The 21,678-nt window shown below is 52.8% G+C and carries 24 protein-coding genes; 10 read left to right on the forward strand and 14 right to left on the reverse strand.

Annotated elements, in window-relative coordinates:
- Positions 1–128 precede the first annotated feature (128 nt).
- The 4 genes from D3P09_RS22755 to D3P09_RS22770 are packed head-to-tail and all read right to left on the reverse strand — an operon-like array spanning position 129 to position 1,758.
- Positions 129–518 carry a VOC family protein gene (locus tag D3P09_RS22755; protein ID WP_165867550.1) on the reverse strand — a complete coding sequence of 130 codons (390 nt, stop codon included), beginning with the start codon at positions 516–518 and terminating at the stop codon, positions 129–131.
- Entirely contained in the window at positions 515–868 is a 354-nt protein-coding gene (locus D3P09_RS22760) for a DMT family transporter (protein WP_120113705.1), read from the reverse strand. The genes D3P09_RS22755 and D3P09_RS22760 overlap by 4 nt, the downstream gene beginning before the upstream one ends.
- A gap of 12 nt (positions 869–880) precedes the next feature.
- Positions 881–1,207: a DMT family transporter gene (locus tag D3P09_RS22765; RefSeq protein ID WP_120113706.1), complete on the reverse strand. Its 327-nt coding sequence runs from the start codon at positions 1,205–1,207 to the stop codon at positions 881–883.
- Positions 1,204–1,758 (reverse strand): TetR/AcrR family transcriptional regulator, encoded by a 555-nt coding sequence (locus D3P09_RS22770; protein ID WP_120113707.1) that lies wholly within the window; start codon positions 1,756–1,758, stop codon positions 1,204–1,206. The genes D3P09_RS22765 and D3P09_RS22770 overlap by 4 nt, the downstream gene beginning before the upstream one ends.
- A gap of 274 nt (positions 1,759–2,032) precedes the next feature.
- On the opposite strand from D3P09_RS22770, the gene D3P09_RS22775 reads away from it, so the two are divergent.
- The 4 genes from D3P09_RS22775 (at position 2,033) to D3P09_RS22790 (ending at position 6,961) form a co-directional block, all read left to right on the forward strand.
- Positions 2,033–3,286 (forward strand): serine hydrolase domain-containing protein, encoded by a 1,254-nt coding sequence (locus D3P09_RS22775; protein ID WP_120113708.1) that lies wholly within the window; start codon positions 2,033–2,035, stop codon positions 3,284–3,286.
- A 106-nt stretch (positions 3,287–3,392) separates the two neighbouring features.
- The gene (locus tag D3P09_RS22780) at positions 3,393–4,493 is read left to right on the forward strand and encodes a nitric oxide synthase oxygenase (RefSeq protein ID WP_120113709.1); all 1,101 of its coding nucleotides are present in this window, start codon (positions 3,393–3,395) and stop codon (positions 4,491–4,493) included.
- Positions 4,494–5,055: 562 nt separating this feature from the next.
- Positions 5,056–6,408 carry a lytic polysaccharide monooxygenase gene (locus D3P09_RS22785; protein ID WP_120113710.1) on the forward strand — a complete coding sequence of 451 codons (1,353 nt, stop codon included), beginning with the start codon at positions 5,056–5,058 and terminating at the stop codon, positions 6,406–6,408.
- A gap of 211 nt (positions 6,409–6,619) precedes the next feature.
- Positions 6,620–6,961: a hypothetical protein gene (locus tag D3P09_RS22790; RefSeq protein WP_120113711.1), complete on the forward strand. Its 342-nt coding sequence runs from the start codon at positions 6,620–6,622 to the stop codon at positions 6,959–6,961.
- A gap of 67 nt (positions 6,962–7,028) precedes the next feature.
- On the opposite strand, the gene D3P09_RS22795 is transcribed toward D3P09_RS22790, so the two are convergent.
- The 3 genes from D3P09_RS22795 to D3P09_RS22805 form a co-directional block, all read right to left on the reverse strand.
- On the reverse strand, positions 7,029–7,358 hold the full coding sequence (locus tag D3P09_RS22795) for an antibiotic biosynthesis monooxygenase (RefSeq protein WP_120113712.1): 330 nt from the start codon (positions 7,356–7,358) through the stop codon (positions 7,029–7,031).
- A gap of 97 nt (positions 7,359–7,455) precedes the next feature.
- Complete coding sequence (locus D3P09_RS22800) at positions 7,456–7,644, reverse strand: hypothetical protein (protein ID WP_120113713.1); 189 nt, start codon at positions 7,642–7,644, stop codon at positions 7,456–7,458.
- Positions 7,641–8,300 (reverse strand): phosphatase PAP2 family protein, encoded by a 660-nt coding sequence (locus D3P09_RS22805; RefSeq protein ID WP_120113714.1) that lies wholly within the window; start codon positions 8,298–8,300, stop codon positions 7,641–7,643. Before D3P09_RS22805 ends, D3P09_RS22800 begins: the two co-directional genes overlap by 4 nt.
- Before the next feature lie 95 nt (positions 8,301–8,395).
- On the opposite strand from D3P09_RS22805, the gene D3P09_RS22810 reads away from it, so the two are divergent.
- From D3P09_RS22810 to D3P09_RS22820, 3 genes are all read left to right on the forward strand, one after another.
- Positions 8,396–9,262, forward strand: coding sequence for a class I SAM-dependent methyltransferase (locus tag D3P09_RS22810; protein ID WP_120113715.1), 867 nt, complete (start codon positions 8,396–8,398; stop codon positions 9,260–9,262).
- The gene (locus D3P09_RS22815; RefSeq protein WP_120113716.1) at positions 9,262–9,969 is read left to right on the forward strand and encodes an RluA family pseudouridine synthase; all 708 of its coding nucleotides are present in this window, start codon (positions 9,262–9,264) and stop codon (positions 9,967–9,969) included. The genes D3P09_RS22810 and D3P09_RS22815 overlap by 1 nt, the downstream gene beginning before the upstream one ends.
- 71 nt (positions 9,970–10,040) lie before the next feature.
- Positions 10,041–11,279, forward strand: coding sequence for a CapA family protein (locus D3P09_RS22820; RefSeq protein ID WP_120113717.1), 1,239 nt, complete (start codon positions 10,041–10,043; stop codon positions 11,277–11,279).
- A gap of 43 nt (positions 11,280–11,322) precedes the next feature.
- Here the strand turns inward: D3P09_RS22820 and D3P09_RS22825 are convergent, their stop codons facing one another.
- A complete protein-coding gene (locus tag D3P09_RS22825) occupies positions 11,323–11,727 on the reverse strand; it encodes a MarR family winged helix-turn-helix transcriptional regulator (RefSeq protein ID WP_120113718.1) in 405 nt (134 codons plus the stop codon).
- Positions 11,728–11,939: 212 nt separating this feature from the next.
- Between D3P09_RS22825 and D3P09_RS27835 the strand changes: the two genes are divergently transcribed.
- Complete coding sequence (locus D3P09_RS27835; protein ID WP_165867551.1) at positions 11,940–12,107, forward strand: hypothetical protein; 168 nt, start codon at positions 11,940–11,942, stop codon at positions 12,105–12,107.
- On the opposite strand, the gene gyrA is transcribed toward D3P09_RS27835, so the two are convergent.
- The 6 genes from gyrA to D3P09_RS22855 all read right to left on the reverse strand — a co-directional run bounded on the left by gyrA (position 12,088) and on the right by D3P09_RS22855 (position 20,741).
- On the reverse strand, positions 12,088–14,550 hold the full coding sequence (gene gyrA / locus D3P09_RS22830) for a DNA gyrase subunit A (protein WP_120113719.1): 2,463 nt from the start codon (positions 14,548–14,550) through the stop codon (positions 12,088–12,090). The two genes, D3P09_RS27835 and gyrA, sit on opposite strands and share 20 nt — an antisense overlap.
- A gap of 12 nt (positions 14,551–14,562) precedes the next feature.
- Positions 14,563–16,533, reverse strand: a complete 1,971-nt coding sequence (gene parE / locus D3P09_RS22835; protein WP_120113720.1) for a DNA topoisomerase IV subunit B — start codon at positions 16,531–16,533, stop codon at positions 14,563–14,565.
- Between the two features lie 55 nt (positions 16,534–16,588).
- Entirely contained in the window at positions 16,589–17,575 is a 987-nt protein-coding gene (locus tag D3P09_RS22840; RefSeq protein WP_120113721.1) for an ABC transporter permease, read from the reverse strand.
- On the reverse strand, positions 17,568–18,512 hold the full coding sequence (locus tag D3P09_RS22845) for an ABC transporter ATP-binding protein (RefSeq protein WP_120113722.1): 945 nt from the start codon (positions 18,510–18,512) through the stop codon (positions 17,568–17,570). Before D3P09_RS22845 ends, D3P09_RS22840 begins: the two co-directional genes overlap by 8 nt.
- Positions 18,513–18,533: 21 nt before the next feature.
- Complete coding sequence (locus tag D3P09_RS22850; protein WP_120113723.1) at positions 18,534–19,364, reverse strand: GDSL-type esterase/lipase family protein; 831 nt, start codon at positions 19,362–19,364, stop codon at positions 18,534–18,536.
- Positions 19,365–19,550: 186 nt separating this feature from the next.
- Positions 19,551–20,741 (reverse strand): M14 family metallopeptidase, encoded by a 1,191-nt coding sequence (locus D3P09_RS22855; RefSeq protein WP_120113724.1) that lies wholly within the window; start codon positions 20,739–20,741, stop codon positions 19,551–19,553.
- 319 nt (positions 20,742–21,060) lie between these two features.
- Here D3P09_RS22855 and D3P09_RS22860 point away from each other — a divergent pair, with 319 nt between their 5' ends.
- A complete protein-coding gene (locus D3P09_RS22860; RefSeq protein WP_133305047.1) occupies positions 21,061–21,432 on the forward strand; it encodes a hypothetical protein in 372 nt (123 codons plus the stop codon).
- A gap of 71 nt (positions 21,433–21,503) precedes the next feature.
- Positions 21,504–21,678 (forward strand): transposase (locus D3P09_RS28520; protein ID WP_165867552.1); only part of this gene is annotated, 175 nt, incomplete at its 3' end.

The raw sequence follows: 21,678 nt of genomic DNA on the forward strand, positions 1-21,678 counted from the left end.
CTCCAATCGATGCTGCAACGGTGCCACGCATCGCTATTCTAAGCCCATTTCCGAAAAGGGCAGCATCAGATCACTAGCGATCTGATGCTGCCCTTTGTGTTACGGCGCAATCCCAGCAGGATAATTTTCTACTCCGCATATATCGTATGAATATTGCCCTCCGGATCGGAGAAAAAAGCAGTCGTATGGCCCCATGGCATCACAGCCGGTTCCTTGACAGCTCCTGCTCCGCATGTCAACAGATGGGTGTAGGCAATGTGAACCATTTCGGGTGACTCCAGCCGGAAGCACAGCTCCACCGCTTGGCCGGAAAACGGTATCGAATAACACGGATTCCCTCCGCTCTGCTCCGCCATCAGCTTTCTGGAGCTTAAAGAAAATTTCACCCCTTCGTTCTCCAGCTCGGCATAATCCTCGGTATCAACAACAACCGCAAAGCCAAGCCCCTCCCGATAAAAACGCGCCATACTTGGCACATCACTTGTAATCAGTGTCACTACAGTAAGCTGCGCTTTCATGCCGCCTCTCCCTTCGTGCTCTTCGGCGCCGAGTCTGATGCATGCAGCAGCACCACGCCGCCTACGATCAGCACAAAGCCGGACAACGTGAGCATATTGAATGGATCCCGCCATAGGATAACGCCGATTAGCGCAGTCAGCGCCGTACCTACGCCAGACCAGATGGCGTATGCCATCGACAGTGGAATGGTGCGCAGGCAGATAGACAGGCTGTAGAATGCAACGCCGAAACCAATTAGAACGCCGATGGACGAAAGCAGCTCCGTAAATCCATGCGACAGCTTCAGCATCGTTGTCCCGAACACCTCAAATATGATCGATACGGATAATGCCACATAACCTTTATTCATAAACGTCCCTCCCTAGCCCATATCTGTAGACAGCTTCATTAATATAACGCCGGCAATTATCAATGCTATAGCCAGCACTTTCTTCACATTCAGCGCTTCTTTCCATAATGCGACGCCGACAATTGCCGTCAACGCCGTGCCGACTCCGGACCAAATCGCATAAGCGACACCCAGCGGCAGCTCCTTCAGCGTCTGCGACAAAAAGAAAAATGCAGAACCCATTCCTAACAGTACACCGACGCTGGGCAGCCATTTCGTAAAACCTTTCGATAACTTTAGCATAGAGCTGCCGAACACTTCGCTAACTATTGCAATAATAAGCAAAAAATACGGATTCATATGATTGCTCCCTCTTCTGTCCACTTCATCAGTGTGTCAATCACAACATCCAGCGCCTCTTCATCCAGCGGTTTAATCCGGTACATCTCAGAATAATACAGGCCGTCGATGGTAAGACGTATCAAGTTCACAATGACGGGATCAAGCCCATCCTCGCTCATCTTTTCGAACCAATAGGCATAGCTGTTATTCATGCTCTCGACAAACACCGGCTCCAGCATCGCCGACGACATGACACCGACATTCAGAATGCTGTTATGCTTCAAATCTTCCCTGGAAGCTTGTATATACGCTCTGCACCATCTGCCATGCTTGCGGTTGTCCCTTGCTGCATAGGAATGGAACATGTCCGTGAACTCATCGAAAATATATACCGTTATGCCTTGGAGCAGAGCATCCTTGCTTGGAAAATGGTATAGCAAGCCGCCTTTGCTGACACCTGCTTCCTTAGCTACGGCATCAAGCGTCAGCGCATTAAAGTCGACGGTCAATACCAGCTTCATCGCTGACTTCACGATATGTATGCGCTTGGACTTCGCTTTTGCGCTCAAGTCTATTCCCCCTCAAAAAAACTGTGTCGGCTGGATGGTTTTTTTATTCGAATTGCTATAGCATCCAGTCGATTTTCATATTCAAGCAGCTGAACCATCTGGATCGTTCTCTCACTCGATTAACTATACCTCAGGATCGTATTCTCACTATACCGTCTGAACGGTTTTCTCACTCAGAAAATTATACCGTCCGGACGGTTTTTTTGTCAAGCCAACCACCTCCCTCTCTCCCTATGACGTATGGTAAAATAGGTTATTGGAGGGGGAAAACACGATGGCTAATTTGCAACAAAAAATATCGTCCTATATGGAAGCATACACGGCGAAATATCCATTCAGCGGCAGCGTTATCGTCGCGCTGGACGGCAAGCCGATCTATAATCAATGCTTCGGCTATGCCAGCGTCGAGCATCAAGTCCCGGTTGGGCCCGATACGCGGTTCGGCATCTGGTCCGTATCCAAATCCTTTGCCGCTATGGCTATTGCCTTGCTGGCAGAGGGCGGCCTCATTCGTTTCGATGACCCCGTCAGCGACTATATGCCGTCATTCAAGGCTTATGAACCTATGACGATTCGGCATCTGCTGCAGCACCGCTCAGGACTGCCCAACTTTACGAATATGCCGGAATATAATGCGCATTTGAACAAATGGCCGCTGGTCAAGGAACAAACATTAGCCTTGCTCCAGGACAAGCCGCTGGATTATTCCCCGGGCGAATCATTTGCCTACAATAATACCGGATATTATGTACTGGGCCTTATTATCGAGCAAGTATCCGGAATGTCCTTTGCATCCTTCGTCTCATCGCGAATACTGCAGCCGCTCGGCATGCTGGACACAGGCGTCAACAACGGCCGGAGCATCATTCCGAACCTGGCATCGGCGTATGCCGCTAGCGGAAGCGAGCTGGCGCCGGCGGAATATATCGATATGAGCACGGTCACCTCAGCGGGCGGCATGTATGCGACTGCCGCGGATTTGCTAAAGTGGGATCAGGCGCTCGGCTCCGGCAAGCTGATCAGCAAGGAACTGTCGGATCAGGCGTTCGACTTCACCGAGGACGGTTATGAGCTGGGCTGGTTTCTGGACCGGAGGCTAGGCCGGAGAAGAATCTCCCATAGCGGAGCCTACCGCGGCTTCCGGAGCGAGCTGCACCGTTATCCTGATGATGGCATTACGGTCATCCTGCTCACCAATTATGATTTTGTCCCGTCGACGAAGCTGGCCCAGTCGCTGGCCGACCTGGCACTTGGCGAAGAGGCGGCCGTTCCCGAACAGCCTCCACTCTATTCGATGACGACAGAGGAATATGATGAGCTCAGCGGCATCTACGAAGGCTTCGGCTGCAAGGCGGAGGTTGGCAGAGATACGGAGGGTTTTTATTTTATCTGGAACAATCGGGAAATACACCGATTTTATCCGTTCTCGCGGACGGAGTTCCGTCATAGCTGGCATGACCTCTCCTATGTCTTCAAGCTGAAAGACAACGGCGAATGGACTTTTTTGGGGATGAAAAAAAGGGGCTGATGCCGCTCATCCTCCGGGACATAGATTGTTCACATGTGCCTCGTTTGGCGGCAATTCAATATTGCTATAATAATGCCATAACATTCAGGTACGGGAGAGAACCAGCATGAACGTCACAAGCACACAGCAAGACCTCTTGGAGCAAGCATCCGACTTTATCCGCAAGTGTTATACAGAGCTTGGCAAGTCCGAACAAGACATGCATATTCGGCTTCAGGAGATAGAAGCAGAAATCATAATGCAAGGGCATTATGAGCATACCTCCGAAGAGCTTACGCATGGAGCCAAGATGGCTTGGCGCAATAGCAACCGCTGCATCGGCCGGCTGTTCTGGGACAATCTGTCCGTCTTCGACGCCAGACAAGCCATTACGACCGATGAAATGGCCGAAGCGATCTGGCGGCATATCAGCACGGCTACAAACGGAGGGAAGATCAAGCCATTTATTACGGTATTCCCTTCATCGGGCGGCGCAGCGGAGCAGTCCCCGCGCATATGGAACCATCAGCTGATCCGCTATGCCGGGTATGAATCCGGCGATGGCACTACAATCGGGGATCCGGCCTCCCTCTCCTTCACGAAGCTGTGCCAGGAGCTCGGCTGGCAAGGGGACGGCACCGCCCATGATATTCTACCGCTTGTTCTCAGCATAGGCAGCAACGAGAAAAAATGGTATGATATACCGAAAGAGCTTGCGCTTGAAGTGCCGCTCTCCCATCCCGATATTCCGGAATTCGAGGCGCTTGGCCTTCGCTGGTATGCTGTACCTTTTGTCTCGGACATGCTGCTTGAGATCGGGGGCATCCGGTATACGGCGGCGCCGTTCAACGGGTGGTATATGGGCACGGAGATTGGCGCCCGCAATCTGGCCGACAAGGACCGCTACAATAAGCTTCCTGAAGTCGCCCGCTTGATGGGGCTGGATACGTCCAGCAATTCGACACTCTGGAAGGACAAGGCGCTCGTAGAGCTCAATGTGGCTGTGCTTCATTCCTACAAGGCTCACGGCGTTACCATTGTCGACCACCATACCGCAGCCCAGCAATTTATGAGATTCGAACGCAATGAACAAGACAGCAGCCGCGAAGTCACCGGACGCTGGTCATGGCTCGTGCCGCCGCTCTCCCCTGCGGCAACGCATATTTTTCATCACCGATACGAGGATCGTGTCGTTTCTCCGCAGTTTTTATATCAAAATAAGTCGTAAGGCCCTTTACAGGGCCCTCTTTTTTCGGACAAGTCATGATACAAATATTAGTAAATTTACACAATTTGCAAGAATTACTCGTAATATTGAAATTAAACCTCATTAAAAATGATGCAATAGGGGGAAAATTTGCTTAAAATAATAATTCCCCTCCACAATCTCCGATTATTCCCCTATACTAGACACATCTTCAACAATCCTTAACGATTACCCGATTGACCGCTCCAAGTCCAATCATATGATTGCAAAAGCGTTTGCAATTCCTTCGCTCTGAAATTGTTTCATTCACTGCGCTTTATCGGCAACTTTCAATCAGCAACCCATCTTACAACCTCACGGCACCTGCATCCAAGAGATTCTTAGCGGCTTTTTCACTTGCGTGTATAAGCTCTTTTTTGAGTTTATATAAAATCACGAGGGAAAGGAGTTTGCATTATACGTTGTGAAATTTTAGGTTATTTAAGCTTCCCTAAGATTTAAAGCAGTACCTGCAATGTCATCAACTAGAACCGCATATTGGACTAACCGATCTACTCTACCATTATTAGGAGGTTATCTACCAATGACACTGCTTCAAAATCCGCGTCAACTGTTCGTAAAAGCTTTGCTCGCCAGCGGCTTCGCACTTTTGCTGGTGGCAATCATGACAATCATGGCCGACAGAGTATCTGCTCACGGCTATGTTGATTCGCCGGGAAGCCGGGCTATTCTTTGCAAAAACGGCGTAAATACGGACTGTGGCGCGATTGTGTACGAACCGCAAAGCTTGGAAGCACCTAAAGGCTTCCCTGCTGCAGGCCCTGCAGACGGCAAAATCGCTAGCGCAGGCGGCGCATTCCCTAAGCTTGACGAGCAATCCAGCACACGTTGGAGCAAAGTTGCACTCTCCGGCGGACAACAAACGTTCACTTGGAAATTTACGGCTAACCATGCCACAACATCCTTCCGCTACTTTATTACAAAACCTAACTGGGATCCAAACTCCCCGCTGACTCGCAACCAATTCGAGTCCACTCCGTTCTGTACGGTTAACTACGGCGGCGCTCAGCCTCCAATGACTTATTCGCACACTTGTAATGTACCGACTGACCGCACTGGCTACCATGTAATCCTGGCTGTGTGGGATATCGACAATACAGTAAACGCTTTCTACAATGCGATTGACGTTAACCTGAGCGGAACGAGCAATGGCGACACTACGGCTCCTACGGCTCCGGCTAATTTAAGCGCTTCCAATGTTGCTGCGAATAGCGCAACTGTATCCTGGTCCGCTTCCACTGACAATGTTGGTGTTGCCGGCTACCGGATCTTCAACGGATCGACTCAAATCGGTTCTACGACTGGCGCGCTGACGTACAATTTGACGGGCCTATCCGCCAATACGGCTTACAATATTACCGTTAGGGCATTCGATGCCGCCGGCAATGTGTCTGCTGCGAGCAATGCCGTAACGTTCACGACGCCTAACATCTCCGGACCGGATACAGTTGCGCCTACTGCTCCAGGCGGCCTTCATGTGATGGGCAGCGCAACTCAAAACTCCGTGCCTCTGATGTGGAGCGCTTCGACAGACAATGTCGGCGTAACTGGCTATCAAATTTTCCGCGGCACAACTCTGGTTGCTACGGTTTCCGGCACTACGCTTGAATACCTGGTAACTGGCCTGTCCGCCAATACAGCTTATACGTTCACTGTGAAAGCGATTGACGCTGCTGGCAACGTATCCGCTGCAAGCAACGCAGTAAACGTAACAACTCCATCCGCTCCTACAACTTACCCGGCTTGGAGCTCCACTCAAGTCTATGTTGGCGGAGACAAAGTAACTTATAACGGCGTTAACTACGAAGCTAAATGGTGGACGCTGAATAACATCCCTGGCACTCCTGCCGGCGATGTATGGAAAGTCATCCTTTAATCCCCGCAACAAACTCAGACTGGTTCTCAAATCTCATAACAAGCTGGTGCCGATGCCTGTCGGTATCAGCTTGTTTTTCATTTTCCTCCCCTTGCCCTATTAAGCGCTGGACTATAGTCCCAAAATGACGTTTACAATATTCAACAGTTGCGATACTATTCTTAATAAAGAACTGATATGTTCTTTATATTATGCTAGGGAGTGGATCCAGTTGAATACCTTAAGACGGGTCATCGCCTGTGCCACGCTCCTCACTTTGCTCGCCTTCCCCGCATCCGCATTCGCTTCCGGCAAAACTGCCGGATACGAGGATGATCGGAATAAAGGAGTGCTTGCAACCATTTCCTCCCTTTTTTCCTTCCTTGGGGGCTCCAGCAGCAAAGACAAGAAGGAAACTACATACGGCTACTACAACAAGTATAATAACGACAAGAAGGGCGGAAAAGGCAGCTTCTGGGACTGGCTGGATCACCACTGGTGGGATGATCTGAGCTGGTGGAAGAAACATGAGGCTGATTCATGGAAGCTGTGGGAGAAGTATTACTGTTACTAAGGCTAAGGCGGCAAGGGCTGGCTCGCGATCAACGTCGCAAGCCAGCCCTTGTCTCTCTAACTTGAAATTATACGCCTGCTGCGGAGCCGGCGATCACTTTTTTGACATCATACATTTTCACCGTAGTGCTGAGGATATAGCTTGGAGGAGCATCATTTCGCTTCTCGCGGTGCCCTGCAATATGAGCGGGACTCTTCTCCCAGTTTTTCCATGCCTCTTCGGATTCCCAGCGAATCATGGCGATGACTTCTTCCGACTCTTTATTTTTGCGGCTGACCATGACCGTACGGTCAACCAGGCCCGGCATTTCGTCAATAGCGCCTGCAGAGCTGAACCGCTCTGCAACCTGCTCCGCATGGCCTGGCTCTACAACAATCGTTCTCAATTGGATGAACATGATATCACCTCGTCAGATTTTTAAGAAAACAGCATGCAACCGATCGTCCCTGTTATTCTCATCCATCATATCGATAACGATTATCAATGTCAACATCCTACTCATAGTTCTTCAGCCTGTAACGATAACCGCAGAACGAGCATTTGAATACAATGCTGTCCTCTCCAATCATAAAGCTGAAGCGGTCGTCATCCTCCAGCTCGATATACTCCCTGCCGTGCTCATCTCGATCGCCCGTAGCGAACAGATTCGTGCGATTGCCGCATTCGCATTCCAAATGCATCATTTTGTATACGCTCCTCTCTTTCTTCCTGCACGGCTTGCCAGCAGTACCGTCGCTGCAAGGACAGCCAGTCCCGCGCTATAGCCGGCGAGCACATCCGATATGTAATGAACGTGAAAATAAATACGGCTTAAGCCCATCAATAAGATCAGCAATGCCAGAATGATGGATATGACCGATTTAACCCATCCGCTCCAGCTGCTCTCGCGGACAAGAATAACGATAATCATGCCGAACATCACAAAGCCAAGCATCGCATTGCCGCTCGGGAAGCTCGCCCCGTCCGCAGCCAGCTCCCATGCGGTGTCTGGACGCACGCGCGCGAAGCCTTTTTTCAACAATGTATTTAGGAGAAAACCAGCCGCAACGCTGCCGATCAGCATGGCTGCATAGCGCCAGCGGTACCGATAGCCGAACCATCCAGCCCCAACTAGCGTAATGCCGGCAATGACAGCCGTTGATCCCAGAGTTGACAATAGCCTCAGCATCGCAGTCATCCCCTCGCTTCTCCACTCCGTCAAGAGATCATGCGCCCAATTGTCAAAGGCATGTCCCCCTTTGTCCGGCACTGTCCAAGCCGCAACGGCGAATCCAATGACGCCGATGGCCAGCATGATGAACCAAAATCCCCGTTCCTTTCGAATAAATACCGCCCCCATAGGTAAGTTTCATTGCTTACTTTTCCCTGCTTCGTTATAATAATCGATGATATTAATATGTGACAAGACTAGAGTCTAGGAAGGAAAGACGAATAATGTACATAGCAGATAAATGGACGGACTACGAGGTTATCGATACAGGAGAAGGCGACAAGCTGGAACGCTGGGGCAATTATATCCTGCGCCGCCCGGACCCGCAAATTATTTGGCCGATTGCCGATGAGTCGGGACCTTGGAAAAAAACAGACGGACATTACCACCGCAGCTCCTCCGGAGGCGGCCAGTGGCAGATGTCTTCATCGCTCCCAGAGAGATGGACAATATCATACGGCGAGCTGTCTTTTCATATAAAGCCTACCAACTTCAAGCATACCGGACTATTCCCGGAGCAAGCGGTCAACTGGAGCTGGATGATGGACAAGATCCGCAATGCGGGACGCCCGATCCGCGTCTTGAACCTGTTCGCCTATTCCGGCGGTGCAACAGTGGCTGCCGCTAAGGCAGGCGCCGAGGTTTGCCATGTTGACGCTGCCAAGGGCATGGTGCAGTGGGCTAAGGAGAATGCGCAGCTGTCAGGCCTGGAAGCGGCACCGATCCGCTACATTACAGATGACGTATTCAAGTTCGTGCAGCGCGAGCAGCGCCGCGGACGCCAATACGATGCGATTATTATGGACCCGCCGTCTTACGGGCGCGGACCGAACGGTGAGACATGGAAGCTGGAAGAAAACCTGTATCCGTTCCTTCAGTTCTGCACATCCATCCTGTCGGACAATCCGCTGTTCCTGCTAATTAACTCCTATACGACCGGCCTGTCGCCAACTGTACTTCATAACATGCTTCATATGACGATGAAGTCCAAGTACGGCGGCACGATCAACTGCGGCGAGATCGGCTTGCCGATTACCAGATCCGGACTGAATCTGCCGTGCGGCATCCTGGGCCGTTGGGAGTCGCAATAATGCGGATCCCCGTATTATTTGAAGATAATCATTTGCTTGCGGTTGTAAAGCCGCCGGGCATCCCTTCCCAAGAGGATGAGACGGGCGATCCGGATATGCTCACGCTGCTGAAGGCGGATTTGAAAGAGCGGCACGGCAAGCCGGGCAATGTGTTTCTTGGCCTCGTTCACCGGCTGGACCGTCCGGTTGGAGGAGCGATGATCTTCGCCAAGACGTCCAAGGCCGCCTCCAGGCTGTCCGAAGCCGTGCGCAGCCAATCCTTCGGCAAAACCTACATGTGCGTCGTACAAGGCGCTCCAGCGGCCTCTGCGGGCCTACTAAGGCACTATCTCTGGAAGGATCAGAAGCGCAATCAAGTAACAGTGTTCAACAAGCCGCAGCCTGAAGCCAAGGAAGCCATTCTGGAGTACAAAGTGGCGGCATCCGATGAACGGTTCAGCCTGATCGCTGTCAAGCTCCATACGGGCCGATCTCATCAAATCCGTGCGCAGCTGGCGTATATCGGCTGTCCGCTTGTCGGCGATCTTAAGTATGGCGCAGCCAAGCAGCCGGGCATTGCGAATATCGCTTTATGGTCAACCTCTGTAACGGTTCCCCATCCGGTCTCCAAAGACGAGGTAACGTTCAGCTCTTTGCCGGACGCCGGCGTGCCCTGGAGCTGGTGGGAGGATGGCCAGCTGACGTACGCTGCCAAACTATATATCTAATACATCAATGGGAAGTGCAGGCTAAGAAAAGCCGGCTTCCCATTGCTTATGAGAGGACGAATAGAAGCCCTATGAGACGCAAGACCGTCTTAATTCCCGCTGTTATTCTATTAAGCATTCTTTCTGTCATTGTTCTAGTTTTGCTGGCCCAAACCCTTTGGGACAAAAGCGGGGCGAACCGTGCTGGACAGCAAGACCTGATCTCCGCCCCTCCAACGGTCGCGGCAGCAACCTCCCCGCCTCCGACGCCGGAGCCGACGCCCGCTCCGCCAGCTTACACAGAAGCGGTCTGGGTAGGCGTCGGAGACATTATGAGCCACTCGCCGCAGCTTCCCGGCGCCTATGACGCAGCGCTTGGCGTCTATGATTTCAACCCGTTTTTTGCAGAGGTGAAGGACATTCTGGGCCAAGGCGACTGGATAATGGCGAATCTCGAGACGCCGATAGCCGGCGCCGACTTCGGCTACTCCGGCTATCCAGCCTTCAATGCGCCATATGAGCTGGCTGAGGCGCTCAAGAACGCCGGCTTTAACCTGTTGTCGACGGCCAACAATCATTCTCTGGACAAAGGAGAGCGCGGGCTGCTGCGGACGCTGGAGCATCTGAAGGAGCTGGATCTGCAAGCGATCGGCACCGCCGACTCGCAGGAGGAAGCCGACTCGCTGATCATCTCGGAGAAGAACGGCATCCAGATGGGGCTGCTCGCTTATACCTACGGCACTAATGGCATTCCGATTCCGCAAGGCAAGCCTTATCTCGTTAACCTCATTGACGAGGATAGGATAAAAGCGGATATCGCCCGGCTCAAGGCAAATGGAGCCGATCTCGTGACGGTAGCGCTGCACTTCGGCAATGAGTATCAGACTGCCCCGACGGAGAACCAGAAGTCGCTGGCGCGTTCGCTCGTTGCGGCTGGCGCCGACATTATTGCCGGCTCCCATCCGCATGTGATTCAGCCTTATGAGGTCATTGAAGGCTTCGATGACCAGGGCAACGAGAAGCGCTCGCTCATCATCTATTCCATGGGCAACTTCATCTCCAACCAGCGCGGCGATTCCAAGGATTACGGCGTTATCTTCAAGGTCGGCGTCCGCAAGAATGTGACGGAGCGAGTGACGACGCTTACCGATATTGAAGCGATTCCGACCTGGGTGCACCGCTACAAGCCGGACCGCTCCTTCCGCTATCGCATCCTGCCCGTAGAAGAGACGCTTGCCATGAATAACGACGAGCTGTTAAATGCCGGAGATTATGATCAAATGAAAAAGGATTTCGACATGCTCGTACAGCGGCTGGAATCCATGCGATAACAAATAGGGCCGCTTCCCGATTATACGGGGGCGGCCCTTCCTATTATGAATTGGCGACTTTGCCTAGCAGATAGACTAGAAGCTGCTGATTATGCGACGAGATACGGTCAAGCGACTGCTCGATCATGCCATTGCGAATGCCCCGGCCCCGCTCGGCTTCCGACAGCCCTTTCTCTGTCACCGATATCCATACGATACGGCGGTCATTGTCGTCTCTTGTGCGGGCGATAAGCCCGCCTCTCTCCATCCGGTCCAGCAAGGTCGTTATGGCCGCTGGCGTCGTGGATAAAAATTGGATAAGATCAGACGGTTTCATCGGCTGAGATTCCAGCAGCAGCTCCAGCACATTCAACTGGCCTTCCGTGAGCGGAGCAAGCGCCTGCTCCAGACTGATCTTCCACTCCCGCGACAGCTTGGTCCATACCCGGGTAAAATCTTCAGAAATCAAACTTCCCACCCGCTTTCTGTCCTATTAACCTCTTCTATGTCTATTATAGCAATTGCCAATGTCGAATAAAAGGTTAACCCAATTAATAGTTTGCGCCATTAATCGCTATAATAGCGAACCGTTTGACAGCAGATGACATATAATGTGGCGACAGCCCAGCTTCACGGGCGAAATTCCACTAACCTTGACGACAAAGAAGGAGCGTGAACCCCTTGGAAGGCAGAAAGGCAGAAGTCATGGAGCGCATTCGCGCGTACGGCATTATAAAAGACCCGCATTGGCTTGACCGCCCGGATGAGCTGGTGCCAATGTGGGTCATGCTTGATGCCATACTTGAATTAATTGAACGTCTCGACCCGCCTAATCGGCCTTTTGATTAAGCTCCGGCACATGCCGTTCGAACGTCGTCGCAATGCTGTCGTTCTTCTCTACGGCCAGCAGTCCTTTGCCGACTGACTTGCGCTCTTCGATCGGCGCTTTCTCCGAATCCAGCGTCAGCTTGGCGCCGCCGGATGTAAGCGCCACAATTTCGATCGGCTGCCTGCAGTAATAAGCCGCCGCCAGCTTGTCTCCATTGGAACGAACACGCTTGCCTTCCTTGAACTCGAACGTCTGAACCCCTCGGCCACCTCTGCCCTGGATCGGGTAATCAAGCAGCAGCGAGCGCTTCACATAGCCGATATCAGAGATGACAAGCACCTCTCCCTCGTCATCCGACACCCACAGCGCAGACACCAGCTCATCATCGTCCTTGAGCTGCATGCCCCTTACGCCGGCCGCTACACGGCCCATCGGATTGACCTCTGTCTCCGCAAAGCGGATGCTCATGCCGTTGCGGGAGACAAGCAGCAGCTGCTTCTGGCTGTCGCTGACGGTAACGCTGATCACTTCGTCGCCATCAGCTACCTTGCACGCCGCAACCGCAGTGGAACGTGTCGTCGCATATTCCTTCAGCTCCGTACGCTTCACCTGTCCGCGCTTCGTAACGAAGACGAGCGATAAGCCCGCTTCCTGAATATCCTTAATCGGGATGACGCTAATAATGGAATCATCCTTCGGCAGCGGAATAATATTGACGATCGCCGTGCCGGTATCCTTCCACTTGAAGTCCGGTATCTGATGTACCGGCAGCAAATAGTACTGGCCCTTGCGGGTGAACAGCAGCAGGTTGTCAATCGTGTTCACTTGCAGCAGCTCGCGAATGACATCCCCGTCCTTCACGCCTGCGCTGCCTGTCTCGCCGCCTGAGCGGGTGAAGGACAGCATGCTGGTCCGCTTCATATAACCGTCCTGGCTCAGCGTCACCAGCACATCCTCCGGCGTCACAAGAACCTCCAGATTTACCTTCAGCTCTTCTACTTCGCCTTTAATATCCGATCTGCGGTCCAGGCCGTACTTGTCGCGAATCTCCACCAATTCGTCGCGGATGACGCCGATCAGCTTTTTCTCGCTATCCAGAATGGACCGCAAGTAAGCGATCTTCTTCTGCGCTTCCTTCAGTTCCTTCTCAAGCGAAGTAATCTCCAGATTCGTCAGCCTGTACAGCTGGAGCGTCAGTATCGCATCGGCCTGGCGTTCTGTGAAGCCAAACTTCGCAATCAGGTTGTCCTGGGCGTCTGCGCGGTTTTTGGACGCTTTGATCGTATTGATGACTTCATCCAGGATATTAAGCGCTTTGACAAGCCCTTCCACCACATGAGCGCGGTCTTCCGCTTTCTCCAGCTCGTATTTCGTGCGGTGAGTGACGACTTCCTTCTGATGGTCGATATAGGCGGACAGCATCGGGATCAGACCCAGCTGCTGCGGCGCTTTGTTGACGATTGCCACCATATTGAAGTTATAGGTAACTTGAAGATCCGTCTTCTTAAGCAAATAAGCCAGTATTCCGTTCGCATCCGCGTCCTTCTTGAGCTCGACGACGATTCTGAGGCCGTTGCGTCCGCTCTCGTCCCGCACTTCCGCGATGCCTTCGACCTTCTTCTCCAGCCGTATGGTCTCCATCGCCGTCACGAGGCGCGATTTCACAACCTGATACGGAATTTCTGTAATGACGATTTGCTGCTTGCCGCCGCGCAAGTCCTCGATCGCCGTCTTGGAACGGAGGTATATGCGGCCTTTCCCTGTGGAATACGCTTCGCGTATGCCCTCCTCGCCCATGATGATGCCGCCTGTCGGGAAGTCGGGGCCTTTCACGATCGCCATCAAATCTTCCAGCGTGGAATTCGGCTTCATCATATAGGTAATGCAGGCGTCAATCACCTCGCGCAGGTTATGCGGCGGAATTTCCGTCGCGAAGCCGGAGGATATGCCGCTGACGCCGTTAACCAACAGGTTCGGATAACGGGACGGCAATACAACAGGCTCCTTGGTCGTATTGTCGAAGTTGTCCTTGAACTGGACGGTCCGCTTGTCGATATCGCGCAGCAGCTCCAGCGCTATCTTGGACAGGCGAGCTTCCGTATAGCGCATTGCCGCAGCCGGGTCATCGTCTTGCGAGCCCCAGTTGCCGTGTCCGTCGATAAGCGGGTGGCCCATCTTCCAAGGCTGGGCCATTCTCACCATGCCCTCATAGATCGAAGAGTCCCCGTGCGGATGGTAGTTGCCCATAACGTCGCCGACCGTTTTCGCCGATTTGCGGTATGGCTTGTCCGGCGTATTGCCCGCATCGTACATCGCGTACAGAATGCGGCGCTGAACCGGCTTAAGCCCGTCTCGTACGTCGGGGATCGCTCGATCCTGTATGATGTACTTCGAATAGCGCCCGAAGCGGTCGCCTACGACCTCCTCCAGAAACGCCGGCAGGAATTGTTCCAGGATGCTCATGCTAGCTCCCCCCTATTCTTCATATTCAGTAAAGTCTACGTTTTCAATAATCCAGCGCTTGCGCGGGTCAACCTTGTCGCCCATCAGCGTCGATACTCGTCGTTCCGCCTTGGCAGCATCCTCAATCTGCACTTGAAGGAGCGTTCTGGACTCCGGATTCATCGTCGTCTCCCACAGCTGGTCCGGGTTCATCTCGCCAAGACCTTTATACCGCTGCAGCTCGTAGCCCTTTCCGTATTCCTTCAAATAGTTCTGAAGCTGCTCATCCGTCCACGCATAGCGCACCGTCTCCAGCTTGCCGGATTTCCGCGTAATCTTGTACAGCGGAGGCTGCGCGATGTAGACCTTTCCGCTGTCGATAAGCGGCTTCATATAACGATAGAAGAATGTCAACAGAAGCACCTGAATATGCGCGCCGTCTGTATCGGCATCCGTCATAATAATAATTTTATTGTAATTGCTCTCATCCGCTTCGAATTCAGGCCCTACGCCTGCTCCAATTGCGGAGATGATTGCCTTGTATTCATCATTCTTCAGAATGTCGGCGAGCTTTGCCTTCTCCGGATTCATCGGCTTGCCCTTCAGCGGCAGAATCGCCTGATGCTTGGAGTCGCGGCCTTGCTTCGCGGAGCCTCCCGCGGAGTCTCCTTCGACGATGAACAGCTCATTGCGCGCATAGTCCTTCGACTGCGCAGGCGTCAGCTTGCCGCCCAGATTGGAGCTTTCGCTCTTCTTCTTGCCGCTGCGGATTTCCTCGCGCGCCTTGCGGGCGGCTTCGCGAGCCTTGGATGCCTGCACCGCTTTCTTCAGCAGCGACTGGGCGACCTGCGGATTCTCCTCCAGGAATATCTGCATTTTCTCCGTAACGACAGCGTCAACAGCGCTGCGCGCCGATGCGCTTCCGAGCTGATCCTTCGTCTGGCCGACGAATTCTACCTCGGACATCTTGATATTGATGACCGCCATCATGCCTTCGCGAAGATCGTTGCCCTCTAGATTTTTGTCCTTCTCCTTCAAGAGCGCGGCTTTGCGGGCATATTCGTTCATGACGCGCGTATAAGCGGTCTTGAAGCCCGTCTCATGCGTGCCGCCGCCTCTGGTCGGTATGGAGTTGACGAACGAAGCGATCGTCTCTGTATAGCCGTCATTGTATTGCAGCGCGACCTCAACCTCGATGTCGTCGCGTTCGCCCGCGAAATGAATGACATCATGCAGAACGGTCTTGTCTTCATTCAAATACTGCACGAATTGGCTTGCGCCGCCTTCATAATGGAACACATCGGCTTTGCCGCTGCGGTCGTCCTTGATCGTCACCTTCAGTCCGGAGTTCAGGAATGCAATCTCCTGCAGTCTCTCCGCAAGCGTGTCATAGTTGAACGACGTTCCGTTCTGGAATACGCGGCTGTCCGGCTTGAATGTTACCTTCGTGCCTGACCGGTTCGTATTGCCGACAATATCCAGCCCCGTGACCGGCTCGCCAACATGCTCCTTGCCTTTGTCGTCGACCCAATATTCAAAGCGCATTTTATGTATTTTGCTTTCGCGGAAAATCTCAACTTCCAGCCACTCCGACAGCGCATTCGTAACCGAAGCGCCAACACCGTGAAGGCCACCGGACTTCTTGTATCCGCCGCCGCCGAACTTGCCCCCCGCATGCAGAATCGTAAAGACGACTTGAGGCGTTGGAATGCCGGTCTTATGCATGCCGGTCGGAATTCCGCGCCCGTTGTCATGGACGGTGATGGAGCCGTTCTTGTGCAAGGTTACTTCGATTGCGGAGCAGAACTTGGCCAGATGCTCGTCCACTGCGTTGTCGACGATTTCCCATACCAAATGATGCAAGCCGGATGTGCTTGTGCTTCCGATGTACATGCCCGGCCGCTTGCGTACGGCGGTCAGGCCTTCCAATACCTGTATATCATCGGCCTCATAATTACGGTCTGCGGCCGCTGTGCCTGTCATAATATCCATTTGCTCAGCCATGAGCTTCCCCCAATCCTTGTCTGCTTCAATCTCGTACTCATATCTTCAAGCTATTTTAATTCAAGATATCCCCTTTCGTAAAGACGCGAAACGAAACGATCAGCCCCAAAGCTCCCCAAATCGCCAATACGGACAAGGAAAATGGGAGCGTCATGCCCTCAATCGGGGGCGGCGTTCCTTCCAAATAACCGGTCAGCTTCAGGTTGACCGAAAATAAATATTTGGCGCTGGCCCACGAAGAGGACATCGAGGACAATATTGTACCGGCGATGATCGCCGACATCATCGTCACCAGGCTGGCAGCCGTACTGCGGATCAGTACGCTGACCATCAAGCCCAGCGCCGCGACGGTCATGGCGGAGAACCAGCATAATCCCGCCTGCATGAGCAAGAACCGCCACTGCGGCACCGCATGCACCGATGAGCTGTCGATAGCCGATCCCTCGATCTTGAATCCGGTCAGAATCGGAGCCGACCATCCCCCATAACCAAAAACAAAGCCGGATATAAGGTAACACAATATAACCGTAACCGCAATGGTTAATGAGACATAGAGGGTAAGAGCGCATAATTTGCTAAGCAATACTTTCCACCGCTTCACCGGCCTGGTGAGCAGCATCTTAATCGTGCCGCTTGTCCGCTCCCCGGATACGATATCCGTGCCGATTGCCAGGACCAGCATCGGGATGAACAGCGTAATCGAATTGCCCAGAAACTCCCGCGTGAACTGCACGCCGCTCGGCTCGCTGGGATTGATATCATGGTCCAAATAATATTGAAGCTGCTGGACCGCGATTCGCCGATCCCTCTTCCATTCTTCCGGAATCCGGTCGCTGGACAGCGTATTCTCCATATCCGCGATTTGCTGCAGGATCTGATTGCGCCAATCGGCAAAATGCTCGGCGTGATTGCTTACCACTTTATGCTCGGCATACGTGAATACCGGGATAAGGATCAACAAAATAAGGACGATAACGATGAAACGCTTTTTCAGCCAAAGCTTAAGCGTCTCATTCTGCACAAGCGCCGCCAGCTTAATCAAGCGACTCGCTCCCTGTGAGCGCCAGGAACAGCTCCTCCAGTGTAGGTTCCGTCTGGTAAACGGCTTTAATGCCGATGCCGCAAGCGGACAGCCTGTCTACTGTATCCGCGATAATCTCCTCCGGCATATCGGCAGCAATCGTATCCGCCGGGTGGCTTTCGGCGGCCGGTCCGCTTCGCAGGCTGATCCGCGGATCTCTGCCCAGCTCGGCAGCGCCTGCCTCCAGGCTGTCGAAGCGCCAGTAGACATAGCGTGGGGCCCCTTGAATTAATTCATCGATTTTGCCGGTCGCAATCATTCGTCCGCGGTCCATAATCAGCACCCTTTCACACAGCATTTGAACCTCGCTAAGCATATGGCTGGAGATTAGCAGGCTGATGCCTTCTTCCGCAAGCCGGTGGACAAATGCCCGCAGCTCTTTGATCCCTTTGGGATCAAGTCCGTTAGTAGGCTCATCCAAGATAAGAAGCTTGGGCCGCGCAAGCAGCGCCTGGGCAATTCCAAGCCGCTGCCGCATCCCAAGGGAATACGTCTTCACCTTATCATCAATCCGCTCCTGCAGCTTGACGATTTCGGCTACTTCCTGAATGCGTTCCCTGCTCACTCCGTCTGCCATTCGCGCAAAATGCTCAAGGTTTTCCCGGCCCGTCATATAGCTGTAAGCCTCGGGATTTTCGACGATGCAGCCAACATGGCGGAGCGCCTGCTCCGGGCGGCGCTGGACATCGTACCCGCAGATTTCAACCGTGCCGCCAGTCGGCTTGATGAGATCGACCAGCATGCGGATCGTCGTTGTCTTCCCCGCTCCGTTGGGGCCGAGAAAGCCGAACTTCTCCCCCCGTTGTATCTCAAAGCTGATTCGCTCCACGATCGCCTGTCCCCGGATGGTTTTGCGGAGATCCTTCACACGAAGCACCGGAGAGTTCTTTTCTTCCATATAATATTGTCCTCCTATTCGTCAATCCAGCGACTCCAGCATTCGGCCGGCAATCCGCTCATAGCCTTCGCGGTTCGGGTGAAAATGATCGGACGACAAATACTCCCCGATACGGCCCTCGAACAAATCAAAGGTTGGAATCATCAGCATGTTGGGATAAGGATGGATCGCCGCATACGCTCCCGTATTCCATTCCTGCATGCTGATGCTGGCCCTCCTAAGGTTGTCCAAATCATAGAAAGGGTTATATAGCCCCATATACACAACTTTAGCTGAGGGGTTTAAGCGATTGATCGTATCCGCAATGCGGCGAAAGCGTTCCAGCGCCTCCTCTATACCCTGTGCCAGCCCGTCCGCCTCGAGCGTCTTCCAATCTTTCTGTGCCATCCTTGCCCGGGCTGACAGGAACAGATCATTGCCGCCGATCGTAAAAAGAATCAAATTCGCCTGCTTCACCGCGTACTGATAGCCTGAATCATGAGATAAGCGCTCTATCAACTCGGATGCCTGCATGCCATTCACAGCGAGGTTATTCAAAACCTGCACCCGTTTGCCGTATTTTTTCTTTAAGCCGTCAGCAACATGCTGGACGTATCCCTTGCCGGAAGGGTCCCCTGTTCCCTTCGTCAGCGAATCTCCCAATGCGACGATCCTAATCTCCTTCATGTCTGCAAGCGATGAGGCTTGTTCCGCCGAAGGGGAAGGAGAAACATTCGCTTCAGGCTTACGGTCCGCAGCTGCAGGCGCGGCTAGCAAATCCTTGAATACCAGTCCCAGCCCTGCGGCGAGCACTACTGTCGCGAGGATCGAAGAGGCAGCTATCCAGCCCCATAATACCCGGCTTCTACTCATATTGCCCCTCCCCGTCCGATTAAATCTTCATATCTTGAGCATTCGCAATTAACGTGTCAGATGTTACCATGGTTTGCATTTCCGCCTTGCCTTATGCCAGCAGAACGAAAAAAAGATGCGCATGTGCGCATCCTTTTCCGCCATAAATGAATTAGCAAGATGAAAAACGGTGGTGCTCCCCTTCAGCTATTGCGTAAGAGCAACGAGCATTATGCTGGACAATGCCTCATATATTCGGCTGTATTGGCTCAGCGGCAACGGATTGGTTCCTCTCCCCAGCTCGATCGTAAAGCCCGGCCTGCGCCAATCCTGTATGAACCAGTCCTTATAGCCGGCCGCGCTGTCTGCATACCGGATAGCCTCGTACCCGCTCGCATCCGCGAATGCCTGCGCCAACGCTGCCGATTCCGGCGGCTCCAGCCCTTCGAAGCCCCAGAACAAGACCTCGCCTTGCGTATGATAGGCCAGCACCCGCTCGAAGGAAGCCCTCCGGGTCAGCTCCGCCAGCGCCTGCACCTCCGGCTCCGTCAGCGGCGCTGTGCCGGAATAGTCTCGCGGCGCGGGCGACTGAGGCCCGATAACGGCATCGCGCTCCCACAACGCCGGGAATTGCTTATTCAGATCGACGCCCCTTATATTAGCCTTCCAGCCGCTGAAGTCCATGCTTCCTTCATTAATGGACAGCACCTCGCTGCGGAGGGGCTCCGATTCCGGCAGACCGTTCACCACCAAATCAACTCCGTCAGGATTAAGCATGGGCACAATCGATACCGTCATCGCCAAATATGGAGCGTACATCGATGTCCCGCGCCAATCCGTACTGTTCGTTACGGCCATTGCATATTCGTTAAGAAACTGTACTAAAGGCGGTGTTGTAATCCATTCATTCGCATGGATCGAGCCATTCGCATGAATGATTCGCTCGCCGCTGCCGATGCGGATTTCTGTTATGGGCTTGCCCATCACACTATTGCCGATGGAGGCGCGTCTCAGGAACGGATAGACCGCCAGCAATCGGCTTAAGTCCTCCTCCAGCGCCGCTGTATTATAATTGCGCTGCGGATTCACAACCAGCTCCGTGACGCGTCTCGGGATGCGTATCATCTCTCCGACTTGAAGATTGTTGCTTTGCAAACCCGGATTGGTCTGAAGCAGCAGCTCCGCCGAAATTCCGTTTCGTGCAGCGATTCGCCATAATGAATCTCCGCTTGCGATGCGGTATTCCACCCACTCGTAACCCGGTATTTGGATAGCTTGCCCGATGTACAGCGACTCCGGATTAACGCCCGGATTGGAATCTACAACTAGCCGAAAGGGTACGCCAAAAAGGATGCTGTACCTCCATAGCGAATCCCCGTTTCTTACAGCAACTTGCATGACGTGAGCGCCTCCTTCATCCCCAATGCTTTCATTAAAATAAAGTATGGGCTTGCGCCGGGATTGGTGCAGGGGATAAAGCAACTCCGTCCAAAAGGCGGAATAGTTGTAGTTGTACTAAGCTGTGTTAATCGAGCCGAGCGTGCTGAAACTCGAAATAACGTGGTGAAGCAACTTTTGCTTACTCGGAATCCCAATAAAAGCATAATAATAGTGCCAAGCTACGCTACACTACAAGCTCTATGCCGACTTTTTCGGGTTACAGCCCGCTCAGTCGCAGCTTTTCATGCTCTATGCCGACTTTTTCGGATTACAGTCCATGCCAACGCAACTTTTCATGCTCTATGCCGACTTTTTCGGGTTACAGTCCATGCCGACGCAGCTTTTCATGCTCTATGCCGACTTTTTCGGGTTACAGCCCACTCAGACGCAGCTTTTCATGCTCTATGCCGACTTTTTCGGGTTACAGCCCGCTCAGTCGCAGCTTTTCATGCTCTATGCCGACTTTTTCGGATTACAGTCCATGCTAACGCAACTTTTCATGCTCTATGCCGACTTTTTCGGGTTACAGCCCATGCCGACGCAACTTTTTTTGCTCTATGCCGACTTTTTCGGGATACAGTCCATGCCGACGCAACTTTTCATGCTCTATGCCGACTTTTTCGGGTTACAGCTCACTCAGTGGATGTAGACTAAAAAGTGGACACGCTGTAACAGCGACCTGATACAATAAACCTAACAACAGAGAGGTTGAGGTGAATCATGGGAGAGCAGCGTCAACATTTTGATGAAGCATTTAAACGCGAAACCGTAAGGCACATGATGGAGACAGGCAAAACCGTCACCGAAGTATCTAAGGAGATCGATGTGCCAGTGAGCAGCATCCGTTCGTGGAAGCAGCAGTACGGAAACTCAACTGAAAAATCGAAGTTGTTTG

It is taken from the genome of Paenibacillus pinisoli, assembly GCF_003605435.1.
Lineage (GTDB): Bacteria > Bacillota > Bacilli > Paenibacillales > Paenibacillaceae > Pristimantibacillus > Pristimantibacillus pinisoli.

Bases quoted from the DNA above. Each gene is read 5' to 3' on its own strand.
- D3P09_RS22810 (WP_120113715.1), top strand. From the start codon at position 8,396: ATGTACATAGCAGATAAATGGACGGACTACGAGGTTATCGATACAGGA.
- D3P09_RS22845 (WP_120113722.1), bottom strand. From the start codon at position 18,512: ATGGAAGAAAAGAACTCTCCGGTGCTTCGTGTGAAGGATCTCCGCAAA.
- D3P09_RS22855 (WP_120113724.1), bottom strand. From the start codon at position 20,741: ATGCAAGTTGCTGTAAGAAACGGGGATTCGCTATGGAGGTACAGCATC.
- D3P09_RS22820 (WP_120113717.1), top strand. From the start codon at position 10,041: ATGAGACGCAAGACCGTCTTAATTCCCGCTGTTATTCTATTAAGCATT.
- D3P09_RS22815 (WP_120113716.1), top strand. From the start codon at position 9,262: ATGCGGATCCCCGTATTATTTGAAGATAATCATTTGCTTGCGGTTGTA.
- D3P09_RS22765 (WP_120113706.1), bottom strand. From the start codon at position 1,207: ATGAATCCGTATTTTTTGCTTATTATTGCAATAGTTAGCGAAGTGTTC.
- D3P09_RS22785 (WP_120113710.1), top strand. From the start codon at position 5,056: ATGACACTGCTTCAAAATCCGCGTCAACTGTTCGTAAAAGCTTTGCTC.
- D3P09_RS22805 (WP_120113714.1), bottom strand. From the start codon at position 8,300: ATGGGGGCGGTATTTATTCGAAAGGAACGGGGATTTTGGTTCATCATG.
- D3P09_RS22800 (WP_120113713.1), bottom strand. From the start codon at position 7,644: ATGATGCATTTGGAATGCGAATGCGGCAATCGCACGAATCTGTTCGCT.
- D3P09_RS22850 (WP_120113723.1), bottom strand. From the start codon at position 19,364: ATGAGTAGAAGCCGGGTATTATGGGGCTGGATAGCTGCCTCTTCGATC.
- parE (WP_120113720.1), bottom strand. From the start codon at position 16,533: ATGGCTGAGCAAATGGATATTATGACAGGCACAGCGGCCGCAGACCGT.
- gyrA (WP_120113719.1), bottom strand. From the start codon at position 14,550: ATGAGCATCCTGGAACAATTCCTGCCGGCGTTTCTGGAGGAGGTCGTA.
- D3P09_RS22795 (WP_120113712.1), bottom strand. From the start codon at position 7,358: ATGTTCATCCAATTGAGAACGATTGTTGTAGAGCCAGGCCATGCGGAG.
- D3P09_RS22775 (WP_120113708.1), top strand. From the start codon at position 2,033: ATGGCTAATTTGCAACAAAAAATATCGTCCTATATGGAAGCATACACG.
- D3P09_RS22755 (WP_165867550.1), bottom strand. From the start codon at position 518: ATGAAAGCGCAGCTTACTGTAGTGACACTGATTACAAGTGATGTGCCA.
- D3P09_RS22760 (WP_120113705.1), bottom strand. From the start codon at position 868: ATGAATAAAGGTTATGTGGCATTATCCGTATCGATCATATTTGAGGTG.
- D3P09_RS22860 (WP_133305047.1), top strand. From the start codon at position 21,061: ATGCCAACGCAACTTTTCATGCTCTATGCCGACTTTTTCGGGTTACAG.
- D3P09_RS22780 (WP_120113709.1), top strand. From the start codon at position 3,393: ATGAACGTCACAAGCACACAGCAAGACCTCTTGGAGCAAGCATCCGAC.